The organism is Acidihalobacter prosperus (assembly GCF_000754095.2).
Lineage (GTDB): Bacteria > Pseudomonadota > Gammaproteobacteria > DSM-5130 > Acidihalobacteraceae > Acidihalobacter > Acidihalobacter prosperus.
Genome location: NZ_JQSG02000002.1, coordinates 488,450 through 505,100 on the forward strand (window position 1 = coordinate 488,450; position 16,651 = coordinate 505,100).

Sequence of the window (16,651 nt, forward strand, 5' to 3'; positions counted from 1 at the left end):
GATAACGCATGGGGTTGAAGAATATCGCCTTAATTCCAAATCCGTCAGAGCGCGCCGTCGGCGCCTGCCTTGATGATTTTCATCAAGCCGGCAATCACCGAATCGGCACTCCTCTTGAGCGCCGGAGGCATCTTGCGGGACAGCAGCAATTTGGGGTTCAGCATGGTCAGCCAGTAATGGCCGTGCTTGCCTTGAACCACGGCGATGCGACAGGGCAGATAAGCGGCATAGGCCATATTGAAGGAGACCATTTCATAGGCCACCGTGGGCTTGCAAAACTGGTAGATGTCCAGCATGCGCACATGCTTTACGCCCATGGCCTTTAGCTGGGCGGACAGGTCCTGGTGCGCGACCAGTTTGAAGTTGAGGAAATTGGCGCGCAGCTTCATGGACTGGATGGCCTCACTCGGTGTGACACCCTTCGCCAAAGGCAGTTTGACGACCGTGGCCGGGATATCGATATGAGTCACTTTCTCTGCGAACGCAGGCTCTGCGCCCAGCAAGCCGACAACCAGCAACGAAATCAGGAAGGCACCCCATTTCACGGGGGAGAAATTACCGGGCATAACTGAATCTCCTGGGTGGATATCGGGCATTGCCAATTCATGTCTGGTAATGCCTCTAAGCGTTCGTTAGACAGCACGCATGAACTTTATATCCACACCACCAACGAGAGATTGCGACGATCACTCGCTGGCTCGGCAAGCCCGGCAGGGTCGATACCCATTCCGGGCATTAAGGCTGCCGTCCTGGTGACATAGGCAGGCAAGAAGCCCCTCCTTCAATGCATGAAAGGGGATTCGATGATTAGCCCCGAATATTCGAGGCATGCGGGATTTTTACGCGGGGTTGCTGAAGCTGGCGAGCGGGCATCGCACCAGCCTGGGTCAATCGGCAGCGTCGCGCGCTGAATCCTGGGTTCGGCCCACCACGGTCAAGCCGCGCATCGCGGGCTGTGTTATTGCCGGGCGAATCCCAAACGGCACATCGCGCCGACCTGGTGCGCACCCACTTGGGGCGCGTTCAGGTCTGAGGCAGCGTGACGCCTCGCTGGCCCTGGTACTTGCCGCCGCGATCCTTGTACGACACCTCGCAGACCTCATCCGACTCCAGAAAGAGCATCTGGGCGACGCCTTCGTTGGCGTAGATCTTGGCCGGCAACGGCGTGGTGTTGGAAAACTCCAGGGTCACATGGCCCTCCCACTCGGGTTCGAGCGGGGTGACGTTGACGATGATGCCGCAGCGCGCGTAGGTCGACTTGCCGAGGCAGATGGTGAGCACGTTGCGCGGGATGCGGAAGTACTCGACCGTGCGCGCGAGCGCGAAGGAGTTGGGCGGGATGATGCACACGTCGGACTGCACGTCGACGAAGCTGTTCTGGTCGAAGCCCTTGGGATCGACGATGGCCGAGTTGATGTTGGTGAAGATCTTGAACTCGTCGGCGCAGCGCACGTCGTAGCCGTAGCTGGAGGTGCCGTAGGACACGATGCGCTGCTCGCCGCTGTGGCGGACCTGGCCGGGCTCGAAGGGTTCGATCATGCCGTGGTCTTCGGCCATGCGGCGGATCCAGCGGTCGGACTTGATGGACATGCGTCGGCTCCGGGCCAGGGCGGCGCCGGAGCGCCGCGTGACGGTCAGCTGTTCTGGATCACAATGTTGGGGAACTTGCTGCTGTAGTCCTTGGACTGGCGGGCAAGTTGCGCGGCCGTGCGACGTGCGATGTCGCGATAGATCTCGGCAACGCGTCCGTCCGGATCGGCGACCACGGTCGGCTTGCCGCCATCCGCCTGCTCGCGGATACGGATGTCGAGCGGCAGCGCGCCCAGCAGTTCGACGTTGTAGTCCTCCGACATGCGCTGGCCGCCGCCCTCGCCGAAGATGCGCTCCTCGTGGCCGCAGTTCGAGCAGATGTGGATGCTCATGTTCTCCACGATGCCGAGCACCGGCACCTCGACCTTCTCGAACATCTTCAGACCCTTGCGCGCATCCAGCAGGGCGATGTCCTGCGGCGTGGTGACGATGACCGCGCCGCTGACCGGAATCTTCTGCGACAGCGTGAGCTGGATGTCGCCGGTGCCCGGCGGCAGATCGATCACGAGGTAGTCGAGCTCGCCCCAGCGGGTTTCGGAAAGCAGCTGCTCCAGCGCCTGGGTCACCATCGGACCGCGCCAGATCATCGGCGTCTCCTCCTCGATGAGGAAGCCGATGGACATGGCCTTGATGCCGTAATTCTCCATCGGTTCGAGCATGCGCCCGTCCTTGGTCTCCGGCTTGCCCTCGATGCCCAGCATGCGCGGCTGGCTGGGGCCGTAGATGTCCGCGTCGAGCAAGCCCACGCTGGCGCCCTCGGCGGCCAGGGCCAGGGCAAGGTTCACCGCAGTGGTGGACTTGCCCACGCCGCCCTTGCCGGAGGCGACGGCAATGATGTTCTTGATTCCGGCCAGCGGCTTGAGGTTGCGCTGCACGGCGTGCGAGACGATGGACCATTTCACGTCGACCTCGACCCGCTCGACGCCGGCAATGCGACCGACGCATTCGCCGATCTCGGCCTGGATGGCCGGCACGCGCTCCCTGGCGGGATAGCCGAGCACCACATCGACGGCCACGCGCGCCCCTTCGATGCGGATGTCGCGGATCTGGCCGGCAGCGACCCGGTCCTTTTCGAGATAGGGATCCTGAATTTCCTTCAGGGCGGTTTCGACCTGCAAACGGGATACGTCAGCCATCGCGTACGTGCCTCCAAGAATCGTGTCAGGGCCGGGCGACCCAAGCTGCGGGCGATTGTACACCATGCCCCCGCCCCCCGATAAACCGCATGAATGCAGGGTTTGCGACCACGCGCGCATGGCCCGTCGGCGCCGGACCTGATATGTTTACAGGCTTTTCGAAACGCGGACGAGCCATCCCATGACGCGCGACATCCTGGTCACCAGCGCCCTGCCCTACGCCAACGGATCGATTCATATCGGTCATCTGGTGGAATACATCCAGACCGACATCTGGGTACGCTTCCAGCGCATGCGCGGACACCGCTGTTTCTATGTCGGCGCAGACGACGCGCACGGCACCCCGATCATGCTGCGCGCCCAGGGCGAGGGCATCACGCCCGAGGCGCTGATCGAACGCGTCGGCGTGGAACACCGCGCGGACTTCGACGATTTCGGCATCAGCTTCGACAACTACTACAGCACCCACTCGCCCGAAAACCGCGCCTTCGCCTCCGACATCTATCTGAAGCTGCGCGACGCCGGACATATCGCGCGGCGCACCATCAGCCAGTTCTACGACCCCGAGCAGAAGATGTTTCTGCCCGACCGCTTCATCAAGGGCGGTTGCCCGCGCTGCGGCGCGCCGGACCAGTATGGCGACAACTGCGAGGTCTGCGGCGCGACCTACGACGCCGCCGAACTCAAGGACCCGCGCTCGGTGCTCAGCGGCGCCACGCCGGTTAAGAAGGACTCGGAGCATTATTTCTTCCGGCTGTCCGATTTCGAGGACATGTTGCGCAAGTTCGTGCGCGGCGCCACGCAGACCGAAGTCGCGAACAAGATGAACGAGTGGCTGTCCACCGGCCTGAACGACTGGGACATCTCGCGCGACGCGCCCTATTTCGGCTTCGAGATTCCCGATGCGCCGGGCAAGTATTTCTACGTCTGGCTGGATGCGCCCATCGGCTATATGGCGAGCTTCAAGCAGCTCTGCGCGCGGCTGGGGCTGGAATTCGACGACTGGTGGAAGGCTGACGCCAAATCCGAGCTCTATCACTTCATCGGCAAGGACATCCTGCGTTTCCACACCCTGTTCTGGCCGGCCATGCTCAAGGGCGCCGGGCTGCGCATACCGACCGCCATCTACGCGCACGGCTTCCTCACCGTGGACGGGCAGAAAATGTCCAAGTCGCGCGGCACCTTCATCAAGGCGCGCACCTATCTGGATCACCTCGACGCCGAGTACCTGCGCTACTACTTCGCGGCCAAGCTCGGCGCCGGCGTCGACGACCTCGACCTCAACCTCGAGGACTTCACCGCGCGCGTGAACGCCGACCTCGTCGGCAAAGTGGTCAACATCGCCAGCCGCACCGCCTCGTTCATCGCCAAGCGCTTCGACGGCAAGCTGTCCGACACCCTGCCCGAACCCGACATGTACGCCTCCTTCGCCGCCTCGCGCGACGAGATCGCCGAACACTACGAACGTCGCGAATTCGGTCAGGCCATGCGCAAGATCATGGGACTGGCCGACCGCGCCAACCAGTACATCGACGAAAACAAGCCGTGGGTGCTGATCAAGGACCCGGAGCGGGCCGCCTCGGTCCAGGGCACCTGCACCCAGGGGCTCAACCTGTTCCGCGTGATCGTGAGCTTCCTCAAGCCCGTGCTGCCGCGCGTCGCCGGGAAGACCGAAGCCTTCTTCGGCGCCGGCGAACTGGCCTGGGACGACATCGCCGAACCGCTGCTCGCGCGCCGCATCAACGCCTTCGAGCCGCTCATGACCCGCATCGAGCCCGCCGCCATCGAGGCCATGATCGAGGCCTCCAGGGAAGACCTGCAGGCCGCCGCGCCCAAGCCCACGGGGCCGCTGGCCGACGATCCGATCCGTGACGAGATCGCCTACGACGACTTCGCCAAGCTCGACCTGCGCGTCGCGCGCATCGTCAAGGCCGAGCACGTCGAGGGCGCCGAGAAGCTGCTGCGCCTGACCCTCGATCTCGGCGGCGAGACGCGCAACGTATTCGCCGGCATCAAGTCGGCCTACGCACCCGAGGACCTGGAAGGCCGGCTCACCGTCATGGTCGCCAACCTCGCCCCGCGCAAGATGCGCTTCGGCGTGTCCGAGGGCATGGTGCTGGCCGCCGGCCCCGGCGGAAAGGACCTGTTCGTTCTCAATCCGGACGAAGGCGCGGAACCGGGCATGCGCGTGAAATGAGGCGCGGCGGGGCCGACACGTCCAAACCAAGGAGGAACGCCCCATGAGCAAAACCCAACCCCTGGCCATCGTCGCCGGCGTGGGCCCCGGCCTTGGCGCCGCGCTGTGCCGACAGCTCAGCGCGGACGGCTATGCCGTGGTCGGCCTCGCGCGCACCCGCCACTACACCGACGAACTGGCTGCGGAACTCCAGGCGCGCGGCGCCGACGCGCTCATGCTGGCCTGCGATCTCACCGACGAAACGGCGGTGCGTTCGGCGCTGAGCGAGGCCGTGGAACGCTTCGGCCCGCCCGAGGTGCTGGTCTACAACGCCGGGGCCATCGCCATGCACGCCTTCGCCGAGACGCCCGTGGAGGATTTCGACCGCCTGTGGGCGATCAACTGCCGCGGGGCCTTCCTGTGCGCCCGCGAGGTCGTGCCGCCCATGCTGGCCCGCGGCCGGGGCTGCATCCTGTTCACCGGCGCCAGCGCCGCGACCAAGCCGGCCGCCCGTTTTGCCGCCTTCGGCGCCGCCAAGTTCGCGCTGCGCGGCATGGCCCAGTCCATGGCCCGCGAACTCGGCCCGCAGGGCATCCACGTCGCGCACGTGATCATCGACGGCATGATCCTGACACCCAAAAACCGCAGCCGGCCCGGCGTCAGCGCGGACAACGCCCTGGACCCGGATGCCATCGCCCGCACCTATCTGGCACTCATCCACCAGGACCGCTCCGCCTGGACGCAGGAGATCGACCTGCGCCCCGACGTGGAAAAATTCTGAGCGCCGCGCAGGCAGGAACGGCATTCAAAACGGCGCACCGATTCGCGGCTGCCTGTTCTTGAATACGCGCGCGAGCGCAGCTATGCCGCTTCGAATCTCAAGCCCGAGGGACGCGAAGCTCCACATCGGTGCACGAACCAACGATTCCTCGCGCTTATGGTGCGCACACGCCTCTCACCCCGAGCAATGCCCTGACGGCACGACAGCCGGCAGCCCTCGCCTCGAAAAAATATATCCAAGCAAATAAGTGGGTTAAAGGCCGAGCCTGGTCATGGACCCGCCGTATGCCACCGTCATGGCATAGAACATGCTCTATTGCTTAGCGCACTAAGCATTAGGACACCGACCTACCCATGATGACGCATCCCAGCTACGACCGCCCGATACACCGGGACGTGCGCGCAGCATGAACTACGACCATCTGCTGCATTACCTTGCCATGCCGGTGTTGTGGCACGGGCTATGGCTGGCCGTGGTCATCGCCGTCTGTTCGTTCGGCGCCGCGCTCGTGCCCGGACTGCTCGTGGCGATTGCGCGCATGTCCAACAATGCGCTGCTGCGCGTGCTGCCCGCCCCTTTCATCTGGGTCATGCGCGGCACGCCCGTGTTGCTGCAGCTGCTGTTCTGGTACAACGTCCTGCCATTGCTCGGCCTGCGCCTGAGCGCACTCATGACCGCGATCCTCGGCCTCGCGCTCAACGAGGTCGCCTTCATGGCGGAAATCTTCCGCGGCGGCCTGCAGTCGGTGAAGCGCACGCAGCGCGACGCCGCCGCGGCACTCGGGCTGACGCCGTTCATGGTCATGGCCCGCGTCGTGCTGCCGCAGGCGCTCAGGGCCATCGCGCCGGCCATGGGCAACGAGGCGATCACGGTCCTGAAAAACACCTCGCTGGCCTCGGTCATCACGGTCGGCGAACTCACGCTGACCAGCGAACAGGTCGTGTCGACGAACTTCGAATACGTCGAGGTGTTCACCGCGGCCGGGTTGCTCTACCTGCTCGCCACCACCGCGATCTCCCTCGCGCAGCGGTATTTCGAAAACCGCCTCAACTACGAACGCCACACGACCCCGCTGGGCCCTCGCTCCAGTGTCCCGACGGCGGATGCCGTCGGCACGGCGAGCGCCGCCCAAGCGAGGCTCCCCTTGTCCGAAACCCCGCATCCCGCGGCACGACCGACACCGTCCGGTCAGACCTTCGTGGAGATCAGGCACGTCCGCAAGTCCTTCCACGGCAACCTGATCCTGCGCGACATCACGCTGAAGCTCGACCAGGGCGAAATGGTCTTTCTCATCGGTCCGAGCGGTTCGGGCAAGACGACCCTGCTGCGCACGATCAATCACCTCGAATCCATCGACAGCGGCGAGATCCTGGTCGACGGCCAGCACATCGGCTACCGCCAGACGTCCGCCGGCCTGCGCCCCTCGCGCAGCGCCGCCCGCGACCGCGCGCGGGTCGGCGTCGGCATGGTGTTCCAGCACTTCAACCTGTTCGACCACATGACCGTGCTCGAAAACATCGTCGAGGCGCCGATCCGGGTGCACGGCATCGACCGCGCCACGGCCTACCGCGAGGCGCGCGAACTGCTCGCCTGGGCCGGCCTGAGCGAGCACGAACAGCGTTACCCACACCAGCTCTCCGGCGGCCAGCAGCAGCGCATCGCCATCATCCGCGCCGTCGCCACGCATCCGAAGCTGATCCTGTTCGACGAACCGACCTCCGCGCTCGACCCCGAACTGGTCAACGAGGTGCTGGTGCTCATGCGCAAGCTGGCCGCCGCCGGCATGACGATGGTCATCGTGAGCCACGAAATCGTGTTCGCGCGCGACTGGGCGGATCGGATCGTGTTCATGGAAGACGGGCAGATCGTCGAGCAGGGCAGCCCGGACGAGCTCTTCAACCGCCCGAAAAGCGCCCGCACCCGCGCCTTCATCGAACTCGTCGAAGGTCGCCTGGGCCACCACGCCGAACCCACTCCCATCGAGGCCGCGCCATGAACGTCGCAGAACCCGGAGACTTCGTCCTCGCGCCCGCAGGCTGCGTCGCCCTGGCGCTGCGCGCGGGGCAGTCGCTGCAGATCACCGACCTGGAAGGCCAGCAGGTCGCGGACATCGTCGCCTTCACGCGCCCCGAGCTCGACGACCGCCTGTGGGTCTCGAACACCGTGCGCCTGAACGGCACCGTGTTCCTGACCGCCGGGCACGTGCTCTATTCGGAGCTCAGCCGGCCGCTGCTGCGCATCGTCGAGGACACCTGCGGCCAGCACGACATCCTCGCCGGCTCCTGCAACGCGGAGATCGACAAGGTGCGCTACGGAGTCGACGGCCACCACGGCTGCGTCGAGAACTTCGTCGAGGCCCTGTCCCCCTGGGGGCTGACGCGGGCGGACATTCCGATGTCCTTCAACGTGTTCATGAACTGCCCCGTCGCCGCAAGCGGAGAGTGGCGCATTGCCGAACCGGCCTCCAAGCCCGGCGACTTCATCCGCTTCGCCGTCGAGACCGACGTCCTGCTGGCGATCTCCAACTGTCCGCAGGACCTCAACCCCTGCAATGCCGGGCACCTGAAGCCGCTCGGCATCACCGTTTCATAACTACTAAAAGCGCATCGCCAGGTGGAGTTGTTCCCTATGTATGCAACGAAAACCCAAACCTACGCATCGACTCTTTCAATTGCATCGCGGAGACAGCCATGAGGATCAACAAACGCACACAACGCATCGTCGCCGGCACGCTCGCCCTGCTCGGCCTGGGCCTGGGCGCCTACTCGATGCCCGCGCAAGCCGCCAAGACCTACGTCATCGCCACCTCGGCGGACTTCCCGCCGTTGAGCTTCCGCTCGCCCAAGGACCCGGCGAAGATCGTCGGTTTCGAGATGGACATGATCAAGTCCATCGCCAAGCACGCCGGCTGGAAATACAAGATCGTGACCAGCGACTTCAGCGGTCTGATCCCGGCCGTGCAGAGCGGTCGCGTCGACATGGTCGTGTCCGACGTGTACCACACCGAGGCCCGCCAGAAGATCGTCGACTTCGTCGACTACCTGAAGAACGGCTTCGGCATCATGGTCAGCGCGGCCAACGCCGGCAAGATCAAGTCCTACGCCGACCTGTGCGGCATGGACGTCGGCGTCCTGACCGGTAGCGCCCCCGAGTTGCAGGCGGTCCAGGCCGCCAGCGAGGCGAACTGCACCTCCAAGGGCAAGCCGGCCATCAAGCCGCGTTCCTATCCCGCGGTGGCACAGGAACTGCCGCAGCTGGAGAACGGCCGTCTCGGCGGCATCTTCGAGAGCGTCAGCACGCTGGGCTACGTCGAGACGCAGAATCCGGGCAAGTTCCACATCGCCGTCATCGACCCCGACACCACCAACGCCGGCATCGTGCTGAAGAAGGGCAGCCCGCTGGTGGCCGCCGTGCAGAAGCAGATGCACTGGTATCTCGGTTCGGCCGCCGCCAAGGCGGATGCGAAGCGCTGGGGCCTGCCGGTCAGCACGCTGCTCGCACCGTAAGCGGCCGTGGCCGGGCGGCGCGGCGTGAGGCCGTCGCCGCCCGGACCGGCAAACGACGTCCCTGACGCCAGGGCACCACGAAGAGGCACGAGAGGCACATGAAGCAACAAGGCATCGGCGCGCGACTGCTGCGCAAGGAGGACGACCGCTATCTGCGCGGGCGCGGCGAGTTCATCGCCGACATCGTCCTGCCCGGCCAGTGCGAAGTCGCGTTCCTGCGCAGCCCGCTGGCGCATGCGCGCATCCGCGGCATCCACGTGCCCGAGGCGATCGCCGCGCAGACCTTCACCGCAGCCGATCTCGCGGACGTGCAGGCCATCCGCGCCGTCTCCAAGCTGCCCGGCTTCCGGGTCTCCGAGCAGCCCGTGCTGGCCGCCGACAAGGTCCGGCACGTGGGCGAACCGCTCGCGCTGTGCTTTGCCGAGGACCGCGCCGCCGCCGAGGACGCCGTCGGCCTCGTCGAGGTCGACTTCGAGGAACTGCCCGCCGTGCACGACATGCTGCAGGCGCGCGAACCGGACAGCCCGCTGCTGCACGAGGACTGGGACCGCAACGTGTTCCTGGAGACCTTCGTCGACGGCGACATCGAGACGCCCGCTGCACACGCGGCCGCGAGCGTCACCCGCGAATACCGCACCGCCCGCCAGTGCATGGCTCCCATCGAGGGCCGCGGCGTGGTGGCCTACTGGGACAGCCGCAAGAACCTGCTGACCGTCTACACCTCCACGCAGATGCCGCACGTGGTGCGCTCCGGCCTGTCCGAATGCCTCGGCCTGGAGGAGGACGCCATCCGCGTGATCGCGCCCGACGTCGGCGGCGGCTTCGGCTACAAGGGCATCCTGCTCGCAGAAGAGGTCTGCCTCGCCTGGCTGACCCTGCGCCTCGGCCGCCCCGTCCGCTGGATCGAGGACCGGCGCGAACACCTCATCGGCAACGCCGACTGCCGGGAGCATCACTACCGCATCACCGCGCACGCCGACGCGAACGGCAAACTGCTCGCGCTCGACGCCGAGGTCACGGTCGACTCCGGCGCCTATTCGGCCTATCCGTTTTCCGCCTGTCTGGAGGCCGCCCAGGTGGCGAGCATCCTGCCCGGCCCGTACGACTTCAGCGGCTACCGCTGCCGCACCTTTTCCGCCGCCACCAACAAGTGCGCCATCCTGCCCTACCGCGGCGTGGCCCGTACCGGCGTCTGCTACGCCATGGAGCTGACCCTGGACGCGCTCGCCCGCGAGCTCGGGCTGGAGCCCTGGCAGGTGCGCATGGCGAACCTGGTGCCGCCCGAAAAGATGCCGTTCGACAACATCACCCGCAAGCACTTCGACAGCGGCGACTATCCCGAATGCATGCGCCGGGCGGTCCAGGCCATCGATCTGGACGCCTGGCGCGAGCGCCAGCGCACCCCGGAACCCGACGGCCGTCTGATCGGCGTCGGCTTCTCGATCTACTGCGAGCAGAGCGCGCACGGCACCTCGGTGTACTCGGGCTGGGGCATCCCCATGATCCCCGGCTACGAGGAGGCCTTCGTGCGCGTCACCCCGAACGGCGGTCTGGACATCCGCGTCGGCGTACAGTCGCACGGACAGAGCATGGAAACCACCTTCGCCCAGCTCGCGCATGAGATTCTCGGCGTGGACACCGACCGCGTGCGCGTGATGCACGGCGACACCGCCGACACCGCCTACTCCACCGGCACCTGGGGCTCGCGCTCGATGGTGATGGCCGGCGGCGCGGTGGCCACCGCCTGCGACGCGCTGGCGGCGCGCCTCAGGACCGTCGCGGCGAGCATGCTCGGCGTCGATCCCGAGGGCATCGTCCTGGCCGACGGCGAGGCCCGCAGCCAGGGCGGCAGCCTGTCGCTGCGCGAGCTGGCCTACCTCTGGTATCGCCGCCCGCAGGACCTGCCGCGCGGTCTCGGGGTCACCAGCCTGGAGACGAACGCCGCCTACAAGCCCGTGCACGACCACGGCGTGTTCAGTTATGCGGCGCACGCCGTGGCGGTCGCCGTCGACCCCGAGCTGGGCACGGTCGAACTACTGGATTACGCGATCGTCGAGGACGGCGGCGTGCTGGTGAACCCGATGGTGGTCGACGGTCAGATCATCGGCGGCACGGCCCAGGGCATCGGCACCGCGCTGTACGAGGAAATGGCCTTCGACAGCGCCGGACAGCCGCTGGCCTCGACCTTCTCCGACTACCTCCTGCCCGGCGCCTGCGAGATGCCGGACATCCGCATCGAACACATGGAAACGCCCTCGCCCTACACCCGCTTCGGGGTCAAGGGCGTCGGCGAGGGCGGCGCCATCGCCCCGCCTGCCGCCATCGGCAATGCGGTGAACGACGCGCTGCGCTTCGTCGGCGCGGAGATCACCGAGACCCCGATGACGCCCCGGCGCATCCTCGCGGCGATCGCCCGCGCCACGCAACCCGACACGGAGACAGGCACATGAAACCGGCGCCGTTCGAATACGTCCGCGCCGCCAGCCTGGACGAGGCGGCTGCGCTGCTGCGCCGGGGCGACCTCGACGCTCGGCTGATCGCCGGCGGCCAGTCGCTCGGGCCCATGCTGAACCTGCGCCTGGCGCAACCCGGCCTGCTCGTGGACATCACCGGCGTGCCGGAACTGCTCGCCGCCGAACGGACCGCGGACGGAGTCTACCTCGGCGCCTGCGTGACCCACGCCAACGTCGAGGACGGCCGCGTGCCCGATGCCACCGGCGGCATCCTCGCCCGGGTCGCGGGCGGCATCGCCTACCGCGCGGTACGCAACCGCGGCACCCTCGGCGGCAGTCTGGCGCACGGCGACCCCGCCGGCGACTGGCCCTGCGTACTGCCCACGCTGGGTGCCGTACTGCAGATCGACGACGGCCGCAGCACGCGCGAGCTGCCGGCCGGCGCCCTGCTGCGCGCCGCCTTCGAACCCGCGCTCGCCCCCGGCGAACTCATTGCCGGCATGCGTCTCCCGACCCTGTCCCCAGCCGCGCGCTGGGGCTACTACAAGCACTGCCGCAAGCCCGGCGAACTGGCCGAGGCCATGGCCGCGGTGCTGTGGGACCCCGAGCGCGACATCCTGCGCGTCACCCTCGGGGCGCTCGACGACGCCCCCTGCGCGCTCGACGACGCGAGCGCACTGTTCGGCCGCAGTGGCAGCCGCCTGAGCGACCGCTTCGACTCCGACGCGGTCGACGCGCTGCTGCAGTCGCGCGGCATCGACGACCCCATCGCCCAGCAGATGCACCGCGTGGTGCTGCGCCGCGCCGTAGAGAGGGCCTGCGCATGACCGCCATCGCGATCAACCTCAACGGCCGACGCTTCGAGGCCGACGTCTCCCCGCGCACCCAGCTGGCCGAACTGCTGCGCGACAAGGCGCTGCTCACCGGCACCCATCTCGGCTGCGAGCACGGCATCTGCGGCGCCTGCACGGTGCTCGTAGACGGCGCCCCGGCACGCGCCTGCATCACCTACGCGGTCGCCTGCGACGGCGCGGACGTGGTCACCGTCGAGGGCCTGGACGACGATCCACTGGCCGCCGAATTGCGCGCCGCCTTCCGCGAGCAGCACGCCCTGCAGTGCGGCTTCTGCACGCCGGGCATGCTGATCACCGCGCGCGACATCGTCGCCCGCCTGCCGGGCGCCGACAGCGACCGCATCCGGCTCGAACTGGCCGGCAACCTGTGTCGCTGCACGGGCTATCTCGGCGTGATCCAGGCCGTGAAGCAGGTGGTCGACGCACGCGGCGAGGTTGCGCCCCTGCTGCCCGCCGAACGGCTCGGCCCGGTGGGCGCCCGCCCCTGCGCGCAGGCCGTAGCGCCGCCGACACCCATCGCGACGACGCCCGAAACCGTTGCCAAGGTCGCACCGGTTCCCGTCGCTTCCGCACCTACGGACGGCCCCGCGCCGCAGCACGCGCTCGCACGCAGCCTGGCCGTGACCGCGCCCGTGGATGCCGTGTGGGCGCAGTTCGCCGACGTCGTCGCCCTGTCGCGCTGCCTGCCCGGCGCCGAGTTCGGCGCCCCCGACGCGCAGGGCGTGCTGCACGGCCGCCTGCACGTAAAGTTCGGCCCCGTGCGCGCCGCCTTCGAGGCCAGCGCGCGCCAGACGACAGAGCCCGCCGAACGACGCGGGCGCCTCGTCGGCCAGGGCCGCGACCGGCTGACCGGCACGCGCGTGACCGCCGAGATCGCCTATGCCCTGCACGCGGCCGACGCGGACACGCGCGTCGACATCGAAGTGCGCTACGGCCTGTCGGGACGCCTTGCGCAGTTCGCGCGCGGCGCCCTGGCGGAGCGTTTCGCCGACCGGCTGACCGCCGACTTCGCGTACAACCTCGAACGCCTGCTCGCCGGCGCGCCGCCCGACGCCACCGCGCCGGCAGCGGACGGACTGTGGGCGCGCCTGCTGAAATGGCTGCGCCTTAGCAACACCTGATTCCGCACACCAAAGGCCACACATCCACGCCAAGGGACGCCCCGTGAACCAGACCAGCACCGACGACTACGACCTCATCCTGCGCGGCGGACGCGTGATCGATACCGCCAGCGGATTCGACGCCGTGGCGGACCTCGCGATCCGCGACGGGCGCATCGCCGCCCTGGCGCCGCACCTCGAGGCCACGCCCGGCGCGCGGGTGATCGACGTCGGCGGCAAGCTCGTGACCGCCGGCCTGATCGATACCCATGCGCACGTGTTCCAGCACGTCACCGGACGCTTCGGCCTGAACCCCGATCTGTGCGGCGTGCGCTCGGGCGTCACCACCCTGGTCGACCAGGGCGGCCCCAGCCTGATGACCCTGCCCGCTTTCCGCCACTACGTCTCGGAACCCGCCGACAGCAGTGTGCTGTGCTTCCTCTCAGCCTACCTGGTCGGCGGGCTGGAGGGTCACCACTACGCGCAGCTCTACGGCCCCGAGATGGTCGACGTGAAGCGCACGATCAAGATCGGCCGCGAGAACCGCGATCTGGTCAAGGGCATCAAGGCGCATGCCGAGATCGGCGGCAAGTCGCGCTGGGGCATGGACGTGATCAAACAGGCGGCCGAGATCGCCGTCGGCATCGACGTGCCGCTCTACATCCACCTCGGCCAGCTGTGGCCGGAGCGCGAGAAGGGCGTGGTCGACCCGGACAGCGTGATCGAGGAACTGGTGCCCATCATGCGGCCCGGCGACGTGCTCGCGCACCCCTTCACGCGCCACCCCGGCGGTTTCATCTCCACCAGGACCGGCGAGGTGCATCCGATCGTGGAGGCGGCGTTGGCGCAAGGCATCCGCGTGGACGTGGGCCACGGCTCGCACTTCAGCTTCGAGATGGCGGAGAAGGTGCTCGCCCACGGCATCCGGCCCTACACGCTCGGCGCCGACATGCACGGCTACAACACCTACGCCGGCGAGGACGGCGCGGACGACCGCGAGAGCAATCCCTTCTACGGCGCCCAGCGCTTCTGCCTCACGCTGGCCATGAGCGAGCTGCTGGCGCTCGGCATGCCGCTGCACGACGTCGTCGCCACGGTCACGCAAAACGCGGCCGCGCTGCTGGGCCTGTCCGACGAGATCGGCAGCCTGCAGCCCGGATTGCGCGCCGACGTCAGCGTGCTCGATCTCGCCGAGGGCGAATTCCGCCTGCGCGACAACGGCGGGGCCGAGGCGACGGCCGCGGCCCTGTTCGTGCCCGCGCTGACGCTGAAGGACGGCCGGCCCATCGAGGTCGACAGCCCGGTGGTGGTGCGCCCCGAACACCTCCACTGAAACGGGCACGGATGCAACAGGAGGACGCGTGCGGATGCATGAACCCGACATCCAGGACGACAGCGAAGACGAGAACGGCAGCAACTACGCCCAGCTCGCCTCCCGGCCCGGCTTCCTGATCCGGCGGCTGCACCAGATCCACGTCGCCCTGTTTCTCGAGGAATGCCGGGAATTCGGCATCACCCCCGTGCAGTACAGTATGCTCACCGCGCTGCACGAGGGCGCGCTGGATCAGACCGGCCTCGCCAACCGGGTCGGCATGGACCTCGCCACCACCACGCATGTGCTGAAGCGCATCGAAGCGCGCGGCTGGATCACCCGGACCCGCAACGCCGACGACCGCCGTCAGCGCATCGTCCAGCTCACGGACACCGGCACGACCCTGCTGCAGGACATCGACCGTTTCGCGCGTCGCGCGCACGAGCGCACCGTCGCCCACCTCGGCGCGGAGGATCGGGCGCGTTTCACGGACTACCTGATCCGTCTGGTCGAGGCCAACAACCGCTACTCGCGCGCGCCGATCAAGCTGTCATGACCGCCGCCACCAACACCCCGGAAACCCTGACCGCCGCCGAACGCGTCGCGGGCGTCAGGCCCGAATGGCGCAATACGGTGCCCGCCGGCCCGACCCTCGGTCTGCGCGAGGGCGAACTGCTGCACGCCGGTCCGCCCATTGATACGCCCGAGGACCTCTGCCCACCGCTGCGCCATGCGGTCTGCGCCGCCCTGGTGTTCGAAGGCCTGGCTGGGAACCTTGAGGCGGCGGATGCACTACTCGCGGCGGGGAAGGTCCGGCTGCGGCCGGCGCAGGATCTTGGCGTCGCCACGCCGCTCGCCGCCGTCGTTTCATCGTCCATGTGGCTGCATGCGGTGGTCGATGCCGCGCACCCCGGGCGCGTGGCCTACGCACCGTTGAACGAGGGCCCGGGCCCGGCACTGCGCTTCGGCCTGGCAACGCCCGAGGTCGTGGCAAGACTGCGCTGGGTCCACGGCACGCTCGCGCCCGCCCTCGCCGATCTGCCCGAAGCGATCGAACTGCTCCCGCTCGCCGCCGAGGCGCTGGCGCAGGGAGACGAACTGCATGCCCGCGTCGGCATCGCCTCGGGCCTGCTGGCGGACCGGTTGCACCCGGACCGGCTCGACGAGGCGTCGGCGTCCTTTCTGCGCGCCCACACCCACCTGTTCCTGAACGCGTGGATGGCCGCGTGTCTGTGCATGCTCTCGGCCGCGCGCGACTACGGCAAGGGCGATCTGGTGATCGCCGCGGGCGGCAACGGCAGGACCTTCGGCATCCAGCGCGCCAGTGCGCCGGGCGAGTGGATCGCAGCGCCCGCATCGCCGCCCCTCGGCCCAACGCTGCCCGACATGCCGCCCACGCTCGAGAGGCTCCCCACCATCGGCGACAGCGCCCTGATCGATGCGCTGGGTCTGGGCGCCATGGCCCTGGACGCCGCGCCGGCGCACGCGGCGAATTTCGATCCGGCACGGGTCGCGGCACTGGCCGAAACGGCGAACGCCGTGCTGCTCGCCCGCCACCCCGTCCTCGGGCGCAAGGTCGGCCTGGATGCGGCACGGGTCACGCCGACACACCTGCCGGGCGTCTGCCTGGCCGCGCTGGATGCGCAGGGCGTGCGCGGACTGGTCGGATTCGGCATCGCCGCCCACCCGGCAGCCCTGTATGGGATGGCGGGCGACGGGGATGCGTGATGAGACCACACCCCG

At 67.9% G+C, this 16,651-nt stretch carries 14 protein-coding genes; 11 read left to right on the plus strand and 3 right to left on the minus strand.

The window, feature by feature from the left end; genetic code table 11:
• Nucleotides 1–44 precede the first annotated feature (44 nt).
• The 3 genes from THPRO_RS06355 to apbC all read right to left on the minus strand — a co-directional run bounded on the left by THPRO_RS06355 (nt 45) and on the right by apbC (nt 2,726).
• Complete coding sequence (locus THPRO_RS06355; RefSeq protein WP_161489939.1) at nt 45–566, minus strand: DUF302 domain-containing protein; 522 nt, start codon at nt 564–566, stop codon at nt 45–47.
• Nucleotides 567–1,023: 457 nt separating this feature from the next.
• Nucleotides 1,024–1,590: a dCTP deaminase gene (gene dcd / locus THPRO_RS06360; protein ID WP_038088505.1), complete on the minus strand. Its 567-nt coding sequence runs from the start codon at nt 1,588–1,590 to the stop codon at nt 1,024–1,026.
• A gap of 44 nt (nt 1,591–1,634) precedes the next feature.
• The gene (apbC, locus tag THPRO_RS06365; protein ID WP_038088508.1) at nt 1,635–2,726 is read right to left on the minus strand and encodes an iron-sulfur cluster carrier protein ApbC; all 1,092 of its coding nucleotides are present in this window, start codon (nt 2,724–2,726) and stop codon (nt 1,635–1,637) included.
• Between the two features lie 181 nt (nt 2,727–2,907).
• On the opposite strand from apbC, the gene metG reads away from it, so the two are divergent.
• The 11 genes from metG to THPRO_RS06420 all read left to right on the plus strand — a co-directional run bounded on the left by metG (nt 2,908) and on the right by THPRO_RS06420 (nt 16,636).
• Nucleotides 2,908–4,923, plus strand: a complete 2,016-nt coding sequence (gene metG / locus THPRO_RS06370; RefSeq protein WP_065089368.1) for a methionine--tRNA ligase — start codon at nt 2,908–2,910, stop codon at nt 4,921–4,923.
• 43 nt (nt 4,924–4,966) lie between these two features.
• Nucleotides 4,967–5,683 (plus strand): SDR family NAD(P)-dependent oxidoreductase, encoded by a 717-nt coding sequence (locus THPRO_RS06375; RefSeq protein WP_038088511.1) that lies wholly within the window; start codon nt 4,967–4,969, stop codon nt 5,681–5,683.
• A gap of 406 nt (nt 5,684–6,089) precedes the next feature.
• Nucleotides 6,090–7,679 carry an amino acid ABC transporter permease/ATP-binding protein gene (locus THPRO_RS17555; protein ID WP_038088513.1) on the plus strand — a complete coding sequence of 530 codons (1,590 nt, stop codon included), beginning with the start codon at nt 6,090–6,092 and terminating at the stop codon, nt 7,677–7,679.
• Nucleotides 7,676–8,275, plus strand: a complete 600-nt coding sequence (locus tag THPRO_RS06385) for a DUF1989 domain-containing protein (protein ID WP_052064194.1) — start codon at nt 7,676–7,678, stop codon at nt 8,273–8,275. The genes THPRO_RS17555 and THPRO_RS06385 overlap by 4 nt, the downstream gene beginning before the upstream one ends.
• 98 nt (nt 8,276–8,373) lie before the next feature.
• Nucleotides 8,374–9,189 carry an ABC transporter substrate-binding protein gene (locus THPRO_RS06390; protein ID WP_038088516.1) on the plus strand — a complete coding sequence of 272 codons (816 nt, stop codon included), beginning with the start codon at nt 8,374–8,376 and terminating at the stop codon, nt 9,187–9,189.
• 98 nt (nt 9,190–9,287) lie between these two features.
• Nucleotides 9,288–11,639, plus strand: coding sequence for a xanthine dehydrogenase family protein molybdopterin-binding subunit (locus tag THPRO_RS06395; protein ID WP_065089369.1), 2,352 nt, complete (start codon nt 9,288–9,290; stop codon nt 11,637–11,639).
• Nucleotides 11,636–12,469 (plus strand): FAD binding domain-containing protein, encoded by an 834-nt coding sequence (locus tag THPRO_RS06400; protein ID WP_038088719.1) that lies wholly within the window; start codon nt 11,636–11,638, stop codon nt 12,467–12,469. The genes THPRO_RS06395 and THPRO_RS06400 overlap by 4 nt, the downstream gene beginning before the upstream one ends.
• The gene (locus THPRO_RS06405; protein ID WP_065089370.1) at nt 12,466–13,617 is read left to right on the plus strand and encodes a 2Fe-2S iron-sulfur cluster-binding protein; all 1,152 of its coding nucleotides are present in this window, start codon (nt 12,466–12,468) and stop codon (nt 13,615–13,617) included. Before THPRO_RS06400 ends, THPRO_RS06405 begins: the two co-directional genes overlap by 4 nt.
• Before the next feature lie 43 nt (nt 13,618–13,660).
• A complete protein-coding gene (locus THPRO_RS06410; protein ID WP_038088519.1) occupies nt 13,661–14,929 on the plus strand; it encodes an amidohydrolase/deacetylase family metallohydrolase in 1,269 nt (422 codons plus the stop codon).
• Between the two features lie 34 nt (nt 14,930–14,963).
• A complete protein-coding gene (locus THPRO_RS06415) occupies nt 14,964–15,464 on the plus strand; it encodes a MarR family winged helix-turn-helix transcriptional regulator (RefSeq protein ID WP_052064197.1) in 501 nt (166 codons plus the stop codon).
• Complete coding sequence (locus tag THPRO_RS06420) at nt 15,461–16,636, plus strand: oxamate carbamoyltransferase subunit AllG family protein (protein WP_065089371.1); 1,176 nt, start codon at nt 15,461–15,463, stop codon at nt 16,634–16,636. The genes THPRO_RS06415 and THPRO_RS06420 overlap by 4 nt, the downstream gene beginning before the upstream one ends.
• Nucleotides 16,637–16,651 lie beyond the last annotated feature (15 nt).